The sequence below is a fragment of the Streptomyces sp. NPDC031379 genome, assembly GCF_055569615.1.
Window position 1 is genome coordinate 109,049 of the sequence record NZ_JBVIIT010000020.1, and the last position, 10,520, is coordinate 119,568.

Consider the following 10,520-nt stretch of genomic DNA (forward strand, 5'->3'; position numbering starts at 1 on the left):
TTGGTTGTTTTTTTCTCCCTCTCCCCCCCAGGAAAAAAGGGGGGAGGGCGTCTCTTGCGGCACCCTCGGAGAACACCCCCCCCCCGCCTCCCTCCCCCCCCCCCCCCCCCCCCCCGGGCCCGCCGCCGTGCGCGTTCTAGCCCGCGTACGCCCGCAGCGGGTAGTGGTCCGAGAGGTCGGTGTACGTGTACGACGTGCCCCAGCTGGTCACGGTCCAGGGGGCCGACTGCTCCTTGACGACCTCGTTGTGCCACCCGGCCGGCCGGGCGTGACCCGCCCGGCTGAGGACGTGATCGAGATCCTCGCGCGGATCGTCCGGATACCGGTCGTGGGCGACGGAGTTCTCCTGCGTGTCGAACGAGTACGGGTGTCCGGTGCGCGCGTCGGCCCCGACCAGGTCCGCGTCGGCGAGCAGGGAGGAGTACTCGCCGCTGCGCGAGTCGACGTTCAGGTCGCCCGCGACCAGGACCTCCTCGTCCGCGGGGATGTTCTTCGCGTCGAGGAACGCGTCGATCGCCTTGAACTGCCGACTGCGGTCCTGCGCCGCCTCGCCCGCCGCGCATCCGGGGTCCGTGGACTGCGCATGGGTGCCGATGACATGCACCTTGGTGCCGTCGACGTCCAACACGACGTAGGCGAAGCCCTTGTTGGACCACCAGTCCGCGCCGCACGCGTCCTTGTAGACGTACTGCTCCCTGCGCAGGATCGGCCACTTGCTCAGCACGGTCACCCCGCCGTCCTCGGGCGTGGTGGCGGAGTACGCCCCGCCGGTCGCGTCCCAGCCGGTGCGGCCGCGCCCCACCACCGGCGTCTGGTAGGGGTACCGGTCCGCCGCGGCGCTCTTGAGCGCGTCCGACGAGGAGTTGTCGAACGCTTCCTGCAGGACGACCACGTCGTTGCCCTGGAAGAAGGACGCCTTGGGTATCTCCGCGGCCCGGTGGTCCTGCCCCCAGTTCGGGTAGAGGTTCCGGCTCATGAGGAAGACGTTGTACGTCAGCACCCTCAGCGCCGGTGCCGGTTCGGCGGCCGCCGCCGGTGTGGGGCGGGCGAGCGCCGCTGCGGGCAGGGCGAGGGCGAGCACGGCCGCGGCGAGGGCGCGGCGCGGTGCGAAGGGCGTCACTGGATCTCCCTGTCGATGGAGTCGATGCAGAGCTGAGTGGCGCCGCACATCAAACCACCAGGGAGTGACCGGGGGTAACACCTAGGTGTACCGCCGTCGAACGAGGTGTCGTACGACGAGGGCCGCGAGCAGGACGGCGGCGGCGCCGAAGACGTGGAGCCGGTGGCGCCGGGCGTCGTCGTGGACGGCCGCCGGCCGTGCCGATCACGCCGGTGGCCAGGTGCAGGCCCTCGGTGAACTGGGCCGTTCCTGCCGCCGTGCCGGCCGACGAAAGCCCCGGCGGCCGCGAACCGCCGGGGCGTCAGGAGGACGTACCGGCCCCGGCGGTGCACGAAGGCCCGCCCCGCCCGCCGGCCCGCCCGATCGGGTAGCCGATGGTGTCGCCGACGACGGCCTTGGCGGGCGCGACGCCCGCCACGGCCACGATGTCCAGCCGCCCCGCGCCCGTGCACACCCCCGCCGCGAGCGGGATCGCCCCGCCCGGCGCGCGGACCCCGAAGTCCTCCGGCAGGGCCACGGCCCAGTGGCCCTGGTGGCCGGGCGGCGGCGCGGCGGTCAGGGCCGGCCGACCGTGTCCTGGTCGAGCACCCTGCCTCCCGGGTCGCCGGCCGTGACGGCGTCACCGTCGGCGTGCGGTGCCCCGCGCCCGGTGCGCCGGCCGGTCAGCCACCGCGCCAGCGGTTCGGTGTAGCGGGCGGTCAGCGGGCCGAGGACGACCAGGATCAGCACATAGGCCGTGGCCAGCGGGCCCAGGTCGGAGTCGATGCCGGAGGTGACGGCGAGCCCGGCGATGACGATGGAGAACTCACCGCGGGCGACCAGGGTGCCGCCGGCCCGCCACCGGCCCTTGGCGGAGATCCCGGCGCGGCGGGCCGCCCAGTAGCCCGTGGCGATCTTGGTGAGGGTGGTGACGACGGCCAGCCCGAGCGCGGGCAGCAGGACCGGCGGGATGCTCGCCGGGTCGGTGTGCAGGCCGAAGAAGACGAAGAAGACGGCCGCGAACAGGTCCCGGAGAGGCGCGAGCAGGTGGTGGGCGCCCTCGGCGACCTCCCCGGACAGGGCGATACCGACCAGGAACGCGCCCACGGCCGCCGACACCTGCAGCTGCTGTGCGACACCGGCGACCACCAGCGTCAGGCCGAGCACCACCAGCAGCAGCTTCTCCGGGTCGTCGGTGGAGACGAAGCGGGAGATGTGGCGGCCGAAGCGCACCGCCAGCAGCAGGACCAGGCCCGCCACCCCGAGCGCGATGGCCAGCGTGACACTGCCGGCGGCGAAACCGGTCCCGGCCAGCAGTGCCGTGACGACCGGCAGATAGACCGCCATCGACAGGTCCTCCAGCACCAGGATGCTGAGGATGACCGGTGTCTCGCGGTTGCCGATCCGGCCGAGGTCGCCGAGGACCTTGGCGATGACGCCGGAGGAGGAGATCCAGGTGATACCGGCCAGCACGACCGCGGCGATCGGGCCCCAGCCCAGCAGGAGGGCCATCGCGGCGCCGGGCAGGGCGTTGAGGGCGGCGTCGACGAGGCCGGCCGGGTACTGCGTCTTGAGGTTGGAGACCAGGTCGCTGGCCGTGTACTCGAGGCCCAGCATGAGCAGCAGCAGGATCACGCCGATCTCGGCGCCGATCGCCACGAACTCCTCGCTGGTGCCCAGCGGCAGCAGCCCGCCCTCGCCGAAGGCCAGGCCGGCCAGCAGGTACAGCGGTATCGGCGAGAACCGCAGGCGGGCGGCGAGCCGGCCCAGCAGCCCGAGGCCCAGGATGATCGCGCCGAACTCGATCAGGAAGACCGCGGAGGAGTGCACGCGATCACTCCCGGCCGAGTATCGCGGCGGCCGCGTCGACGCCCTCGCGGGTGCCGATCACGATCAGGGTGTCCCCGCCGGCCAGCCGGAAGCCGGGGCCGGGGGAGGGGATCGCCTCGGCGCGGCGCAGCACGGCCACGATCGACACGCCCGTCTCGGTCCGCATCCGGGTGTCACCGAGCAGCCGCCCGTTCCAGTACGAGGACCAGGACAGCGCGATCCGTTCCGCGACCAGGCCCAGCTCCGTCGTGGACAGCAGGGTGGGGCTGTGGTGCGTGGGCTTGAGCGCGTCCACCAGCGCCTCCGCCTCGGTGCCGGTGAGCCGGACCGAGAGGGCGCAGGCGTCGGGGTCGTCACCGCGGTAGGCGCTGAGTGTCCTCGACCCGTCGCGGTGTGCCACCACCGACACACGGTGGTCCTCGCGCGTCGTGAGGTCGTAGCGGACGCCGATACCCGGCAACGGCGTACTGCTCGTGCGTGCGGTGCCCATGACTGCCCCCTGCCCGATTTGAATGTTTCTTGAGGAAACTATTACCTGAACCCTAACCTGGCGTCGGTGAACGTCCTGGTGGCGGGCCCTGGTCGGGCAGGGGGCTGCTGCGTGCGGGAGCCGGGGACTAGAAGACGGAGCCGGGGGCGCTCTCGCCGTCGCCGGGGTCGGGCTGGCAGGTGCAGCACAGTTCGTGTTCCCCGTCGCGGGTCACGACGGTTCCCCAGCCGAGGCAGTGCTCGCAGTTGCGGGCAAGGCCCAGATCGGGGTGGGGAGGCAGGTAGGGGCTGTGGTGGGCTCCGTAGGCCATGCGGGGAGCGGCTCCTTGAAATCGCGGGGAAGTCGCGGTCCGATGGCATCCATTATGTCCTACTTTTTCCTTATGTCTATGGTCGATGTCACCGAGTGCCAGGGATCACCGGAGATTCCCCAGGCGGGCCTCCTGCCACAGGTCCACTCCGCCCTCGGTGGCGTACTGGTCGATCTCGGCCAGCTCCGCGTCGCTGAAGTCCGCGTTCTCCAGCGCGGCCACGTTCTGCTCCAGCTGCTCCACGCGTGAGGCGCCGATGACCAGGGAGGTCACCCGCTCGTCGCGAAGGGCCCAGGCCAGGGCCAGCTGGGCGAGGGTCTGCCCCCGCCGGGCCGCGATGTCGTTCAGGGCGCGCAGCCGGTGCCGCATGTCGTCGGTGAGCCACGCGGGGTCGAAGGACGTCCCCTGCGCCGCCCGCGAGTCCCCCGGCACGCCCTCGAGGTAGCGGCCGGTCAGCAGCCCCTGGGCGAGTGCCGTGAAGCCGATCACCCCGAAGCCCTCCTCCCGCGCCGTGTCCAGCAGGCCGTCGGTCTCGATCCAGCGGTTGAGCATGCTGTACGACGGCTGGTGGATGAGCAGCGGGGTGCCCAGGTCCCGCAGGATCGCGGCCGCCTGCCGGGTGCGCTCGGCGTCGTACGAGGAGATGCCGACGTACAGCGCCTTGCCCTGGCGGACCGCCGTGTCGAGCGCGCCCATCGTCTCCTCCAGCGGCGTGCTCGCGTCCAGCCGGTGGGAGTAGAAGATGTCCACGTGGTCCACGCCCATCCGGCGCAGCGACTGGTCCAGCGAGGCCAGCAGGTACTTGCGGGAGCCGCCGCCCTGCCCGTAGGGGCCGGGCCACATGTCCCAGCCGGCCTTGGTGGAGATCACCAGCTCGTCCCGGTACGGCGCCAGGTCCTGCTTCAGCAGCCGCCCGAAGTTCAGCTCGGCCGCGCCGTACGGCGGGCCGTAGTTGTTGGCCAGGTCGTGGTGGGTGATCCCGAGGTCGAAGGCGCGCAGGGCGATCTCGCGCTGGGTCTCGAAGGGGCGGTCGTCGCCGAAGTTGTGCCAGTAGCCCAGGGACAGGACCGGTAGGTCCAGTCCCGAGCGGCCGGTGCGCCGGTAGCGCATGGTGCCGTCGTAGCGAGCGGCGTCCGCGACGTACGTCATCGGGTCTTCTCCGGGTGGTGCCGTAGGGGTGCCCGTGCGTGTGCGCAGGGGCCCGTCCACCCTCCGTCCTGCCGCCGTCCAAGTCCAACCGCCGTCCCGTATGGGATTGATTGGTTCCGTTTCTGAATCGGTCGTCGGGGCAGGCGGTGATCAGTGGGGCGAGAGAACGGAGACGCTCGTGAGCGGTGCGGCATCCGGCGCGGAGCAGGAGACCGGGAACCGGTCGCGGGTGCCCGGGGCCGCCGCCCGGCTGCCACGCCAGGTCTGTGAGGAGCTGACTCGCCGGATCCGCCGCAACCGCCGGGCCTTCGGCGAGGACGACGTCCAGGTCGTCGAGCCCTCGCTGCTCAGGCGCGCCGTCGGCGCCTCCGCGCTCGGCAACTGCATGGAGTGGTTCGACTTCGGCGTCTACAGCTATCTCGCCGCCACCATCGGCAAGGTCTTCTTCCCGGGCGCGTCCCCGGCCGCCCAGGTCCTCTCCTCCTTCGCGACCTTCGCCGCCGCCTTCGTCGTACGGCCCCTCGGCGGCCTGGTCTTCGGGCCGCTCGGTGACCGGATCGGCCGGCAGAAGGTGCTCGCCACCACCATGATCATGATGGCGGTGGGCACCTTCGCCATCGGCGTCATCCCCGGTTACGCCACGATCGGCATCGCCGCGCCCGTGCTGCTCCTGCTGGCCCGCATGGTCCAGGGCTTCTCCACCGGCGGCGAGTACGGCGGAGCGACCACCTTCGTCGCCGAGTACTCGCCCGACCGCAGGCGCGGCTTCCTCTCCAGCTGGCTCGACTTCGGCACCTTCGTCGGCTACGCCCTCGGTTCGGCCCTGGTCACCGTACTGAACCTGACACTGACGGACGCTCAGATGCTCTCCTGGGGCTGGCGCGTCCCCTTCCTGATCGCCGGACCGCTCGGTGTGATCGGCCTCTACATGCGGCTCAGGCTCGAGGAGTCGCCGGCCTTCCGACAGCAGCTGGACGAACACGAGAAGAGCCTCGTCCAGGAGTCGGCGGGCAGCGAGTTCAAGGACATCGTCAAGAACCACTGGCGGGCGCTGCTCGTCTGCATGGGCCTGGTGCTGCTCTACAACGTCACCAACTACATGGTCACCGGCTATCTGCCGACCTATCAGACCGAGACCCTGGGCCGTTCCAGCGGCTCCGCCGACCTCCTGGTCCTCGTCGGGATGCTGTGGATCGTCGTACTGATCACCTTCCTGGGCCGGCTCAGTGACCGTGTCGGCCGGCGTCCGCTCTACGCCGTCGCCGCCGCCGCGATGATCGTGCTCGCCGTACCGGCTTTCCTGCTGATCAAGGCGCACGGCACCTGGCCGCCGATCCTCGGGGTGCTGCTGCTGTCCACCCTGCTGGCCTGTTTCGCGGCACCCAGTGCCGCCACCCTGCCCGCCCTGTTCCCGACCGCCGTGCGCTACGCGGCCATGGGCATCGGCTTCAACTTCGCCGTCGCCGCCTTCGGCGGTACCACCCCGCTGGTCACCGCCGCGCTGGTCACCGCGACCGGCGACGACCTGATGCCCGCCTACTACCTGATGCTGGCCGGCGTCATCGGCCTGCTGACCGTCAGGTTCCTGCCCGAGAGCGCCCAGGTGCCGCTCAAGGGGTCGCAGCCGATGGTCGGTTCGCGCGAGGAGCGGCGCGAACTCATCACCACCTCCAAGGAGCTGTACGCCTTCGCGCGGGAGCGGGAGAACGCGCGGCGCGGCTGACGTCCGGGCGCGGTCGACGCCCGGGGCGGACTCGCGGGGGCTGTTCGATCCTACGAACTTCTCGCGTGCCGGGTTACCGGCCCGCACCATGTTTGATAGGAAACTTTCCTACCAGTGCGGTACGGACCAACTCCCCACCCCCCACTCTCCCTTGGAGTCCCTGTGGTGCACGCAGACCGCGACACAGCAGCCCCCGCCCACCTCTCCCGCCGGACCGTCGTCGCCGCGCTCGGCGCCCTCGCCACCGGTGCCCTGCTCGGCACCCAGCGTGCCGCCGCCGCGCCGGCGGCCGCGCCGGGCCTCGACGACCCGGCGAAGAAGGAGACGGCGATGCAGCTCGTGTCGAGCGCGGAGAACTCCTCGCTCGACTGGAAGGCCCAGTACAAGTACATCGAGGACATCGGAGACGGCCGCGGCTACACCGCCGGCATCATCGGCTTCTGCTCCGGCACCGGTGACATGCTCGACCTGGTCCAGCTCTACACCGACCGCAGGCCCGGCAACGTCCTCGCCAAGTATGTGCCCGCCCTGCGCAGGGTCGACGGCAGCGACTCGCATTCCGGCCTGGACCCCGACTTCCCCGGGGACTGGCGCAGGGCCGCCCAGGACACGGCGTTCCGACAGGCCCAGAACGACGAACGCGACCGCGTCTACTTCAACCCCTCGGTCGCTCAGGGCAAGGCCGACGGGCTGCGCGCCCTCGGCCAGTTCGCCTACTACGACGCCATCGTCATGCACGGCGACGGCGACGACCCGACCAGCTTCCGCAACATCCGGGCGCGTGCCCTGCACAGCGCCAGGCCGCCGGCGCAGGGCGGCAACGAGACGACGTACCTGAACGCCTTCCTCGACGCCCGGGTGTGGGCGATGAAGCAGGAGGAGGCGCACAGCGACACCAGCCGCGTCGACACCGCGCAGCGGGTCTTCCTGCGCAAGGGCAACCTCGACCTGAACACCCCGCTCGACTGGAAGGTGTACGGCGACAGTTACCACATCGGCTGACCCGCCGGCGCCGCGCGGCGCGGGGCAGCCCCGTGCGGGTGCGACCCCACCGGAGGGGCGCACTCGCACGGCAGACCCCTGACGAGGAAAGATGGGCGGTGAGCGAACGAACCCACCGATGCGGAGGAACGGACTCATGCCGCACGAGCGAGCCGGCCGGCCGGCCGGTCCCGAGGACCTTGTCGACGTGGCCCGGCTGGTCACGGCGTACTACGCGCTGCACCCGGACCCGGCCGACCCCGGCCAGCGGGTGGCGTTCGGCACCTCGGGTCACCGGGGCTCGTCCCTGGCGACCGCGTTCAACGAGGACCACATCGCCGCCACCAGCCAGGCCATCTGCGAGTACCGCACCGCCCAGGGCACCGACGGCCCCCTCTTCCTGGGGGCCGACACCCACGCCCTGTCGGAGCCCGCGAAGGTGACCGCCCTCGAGGTGTTCGCCGCCAACGACGTGACCGTGCTCATCGACAGCGAGGACGGCTACACGCCCACCCCCGCCGTCTCCCACGCGATCCTCACCCACAACCGGGGCCGCACCTCCGGCCTCGCGGACGGTGTCGTCGTCACCCCCTCGCACAACCCGCCCGCCGACGGCGGCTTCAAGTACAACCCGCCGAGCGGCGGCCCGGCGGCCTCCGACGCCACCTCCTGGATCCAGGACCGTGCCAACCAGATCATCACCGGCGGCCTGAAGGACGTACGCCGGCTGCCGTACGCCCGCGCGCTCGCCGCGGACACCACCCGGCGTCACGACTTCCTCGGCACGTACGTCACCGACCTGCCGAGCGTGCTGGACCTCGACGCCGTCCGGGCGGCCGGCGTGCGCATCGGCGCCGACCCGCTCGGCGGGGCCTCGGTCGCCTACTGGGGCCGGATCGCCGAACAGCACGGCATCGACCTCACGGTCGTCAACCCGCACACCGACCCGACCTGGCGGTTCATGACGCTGGACTGGGACGGCCAGATCCGCATGGACTGCTCCTCGCCCTACGCGATGGCCTCCCTCATCGAACAGCGCGACCGGTTCCACATCGCCACCGGCAACGACGCCGACGCCGACCGGCACGGCATCGTCACCCCCGACGCCGGCCTGATGAACCCCAACCACTACCTCGCCGTCGCCATCTCCTACCTCTACCGGCACCGCGAGCAGTGGTCCGCCGACGCGGGCATCGGCAAGACCCTGGTCTCCTCCACGATGATCGACCGCGTGGCCGCCGACCTCGGCCGCCGACTGGTCGAGGTCCCCGTCGGATTCAAGTGGTTCGTGGACGGACTGGCCGACGGCACCCTCGGGTTCGGCGGCGAGGAGTCGGCCGGCGCGTCCTTCCTGCGCCGGGACGGCTCGGTGTGGACGACCGACAAGGACGGCATCATCCTGGCCCTGCTCGCCTCCGAGATCACGGCGGTCACGGACAAGACCCCGTCACAGCACTACGCCGAGCTGACCGCCCGCTTCGGCGCACCCGCCTACGCCCGCATCGACGCGCCCGCCACCCGGGAACAGAAGGCGCTGCTCGCCAGGTTGTCGCCGGCCCAGGTCACCGCGGACACGCTGGCCGGAGAGACGGTCACGTCCGTCCTCACCGAGGCACCCGGCAACGGCGCGGCCATCGGCGGCATCAAGGTCGGCACCGAGAACGCCTGGTTCGCGGCCCGCCCCTCGGGCACCGAGGACGTCTACAAGGTGTACGCCGAGTCCTTCCTCGGCACGGACCACCTGGCCCGGGTGCAGGAGGAGGCCCAGGCGGTGGTGCTGGGCGCGCTCGGCGGCTGACGGCACCGCGCGGCGGCCTCCGGCGGGGCGGCACGGAGGCCGCCGGCCACAGGGCGGCCTCCCGGAAGGTCGTCCCGGAGGCCGCCGTCGGCTCAGCCGCGCCCGCGTCCCGCGTGCAGCCGGTCCAGCACCGCCTGTGCCATGGCCGCCTCACCCTTGGCGTTGGGGTGGGCCGGCGCCGCGGGCGAGGCCGGCTGCAGGGGCTCGATCCAGCGGTCCGCGGGTGCCTTGCACATGTCGTGGCCGACGGTGGGGCCGTAGGTGTCGACGTACTCGGCCCGGTTCAGGCCCGCCACCAGGCGCAGCATCAGGTTCAGCCGCTTCTCGGTGTCACGCAGGTAGGGGAAGTCCCGCTGCGCGAACGGCACCTGCGGGAAGCAGCCGCTGCCGTCGTCGGGCAGCAGGTCCGGATAGCCGACGACGACCACTCGTGCGTGCGGCGCCCGGGCGTGCACGGCCCGCAGCACCCGGTCGACCTTCGGCGCGGTCCGCACGACGGCGAGGGCCAACTGGTCCTGACCGGAGGCCTTGTAGGAGCGCTCGCAGGGGTTGCCCGCCGGATCCTGGGCGGCGAGGCGGGCGCAGGTGGCGATGACGGAGCCGAAGCCGACGTCGTTGCCGCCGATCTGCAGCGTCACCAGGTCCGTGTCCCGGCTCAGCGCGTCGAGTTGCGGGGCGTTCGTGCCCTGCGCCTGCCACATCTGCGCGGTCGTGGCGCCGCCGCAGCTGACGTCCGTGAACGAGGCCACCTGCCGCGCCGCCGCGACGAGGGAGGGGTAGTTGTGGTCGGAGCGGGCGCAGTTGGCGTCGACCTGGTCGGGGACACCCGGCGCCGAGGTGTACGAGTCGCCGAGGGCGACGTAGGCGACCTCGCGGCCGTGTCCGCCGGAGTGCGCGGTCGCCGGGGTCGTGGTGGCGGCGACCAGGGCGCAACCGCCCAGCGCCGCTCCCAGTGCGGCGGCCCGCCGCCGGCTTCCCGCCCCGCCCGCCGGACGTGTGTCGTTCGCCATGGATCCTCCCCCTCAGGCCGGTGCATCGGGGGGGGGGGGGGGGGGGGGGGGGGGGGGAAGGAGGGGGGGGGGGGGGGGGGGGGTCCCTGTCGGGGTGGTGTCCCTCAAAAAAAAGAGGAGAAACCAGCCC

General features: G+C 72.0%; 10 protein-coding genes. 3 read left to right on the forward strand and 7 right to left on the reverse strand.

Annotation, left to right across the window (positions count from 1 at the left end; all coding sequences use genetic code 11):
- Nucleotides 1–136: 136 nt before the first annotated feature.
- From sph to mgrA, 6 genes are all read right to left on the reverse strand, one after another.
- A complete protein-coding gene (sph, locus tag ACZ5CW_RS27190) occupies nucleotides 137–1,120 on the reverse strand; it encodes a sphingomyelin phosphodiesterase (RefSeq protein WP_468605767.1) in 984 nt (327 codons plus the stop codon).
- A 301-nt stretch (nucleotides 1,121–1,421) separates the two neighbouring features.
- Nucleotides 1,422–1,637: a hypothetical protein gene (locus ACZ5CW_RS27195; protein ID WP_468605769.1), complete on the reverse strand. Its 216-nt coding sequence runs from the start codon at nucleotides 1,635–1,637 to the stop codon at nucleotides 1,422–1,424.
- Between the two features lie 38 nt (nucleotides 1,638–1,675).
- Nucleotides 1,676–2,929: a cation:proton antiporter gene (locus tag ACZ5CW_RS27200; protein WP_468605771.1), complete on the reverse strand. Its 1,254-nt coding sequence runs from the start codon at nucleotides 2,927–2,929 to the stop codon at nucleotides 1,676–1,678.
- A 4-nt stretch (nucleotides 2,930–2,933) separates the two neighbouring features.
- On the reverse strand, nucleotides 2,934–3,419 hold the full coding sequence (locus ACZ5CW_RS27205) for a cation:proton antiporter regulatory subunit (protein ID WP_468605773.1): 486 nt from the start codon (nucleotides 3,417–3,419) through the stop codon (nucleotides 2,934–2,936).
- A 127-nt stretch (nucleotides 3,420–3,546) separates the two neighbouring features.
- Nucleotides 3,547–3,729, reverse strand: coding sequence for a hypothetical protein (locus ACZ5CW_RS27210; RefSeq protein WP_468605775.1), 183 nt, complete (start codon nucleotides 3,727–3,729; stop codon nucleotides 3,547–3,549).
- A gap of 105 nt (nucleotides 3,730–3,834) precedes the next feature.
- On the reverse strand, nucleotides 3,835–4,878 hold the full coding sequence (gene mgrA, locus ACZ5CW_RS27215; protein ID WP_468605777.1) for an L-glyceraldehyde 3-phosphate reductase: 1,044 nt from the start codon (nucleotides 4,876–4,878) through the stop codon (nucleotides 3,835–3,837).
- 229 nt (nucleotides 4,879–5,107) lie between these two features.
- On the opposite strand from mgrA, the gene ACZ5CW_RS27220 reads away from it, so the two are divergent.
- From ACZ5CW_RS27220 to pgm, 3 genes are all read left to right on the forward strand, one after another.
- Entirely contained in the window at nucleotides 5,108–6,601 is a 1,494-nt protein-coding gene (locus ACZ5CW_RS27220) for an MFS transporter (protein WP_468605959.1), read from the forward strand.
- 162 nt (nucleotides 6,602–6,763) lie between these two features.
- Entirely contained in the window at nucleotides 6,764–7,603 is an 840-nt protein-coding gene (locus ACZ5CW_RS27225; protein WP_468605779.1) for a chitosanase, read from the forward strand.
- Between the two features lie 136 nt (nucleotides 7,604–7,739).
- Nucleotides 7,740–9,380, forward strand: coding sequence for a phosphoglucomutase (alpha-D-glucose-1,6-bisphosphate-dependent) (gene pgm / locus ACZ5CW_RS27230; RefSeq protein WP_468605781.1), 1,641 nt, complete (start codon nucleotides 7,740–7,742; stop codon nucleotides 9,378–9,380).
- 92 nt (nucleotides 9,381–9,472) lie between these two features.
- Here the strand turns inward: pgm and ACZ5CW_RS27235 are convergent, their stop codons facing one another.
- Entirely contained in the window at nucleotides 9,473–10,390 is a 918-nt protein-coding gene (locus ACZ5CW_RS27235; protein WP_468605783.1) for an SGNH/GDSL hydrolase family protein, read from the reverse strand.
- Nucleotides 10,391–10,520: the final 130 nt, after the last annotated feature.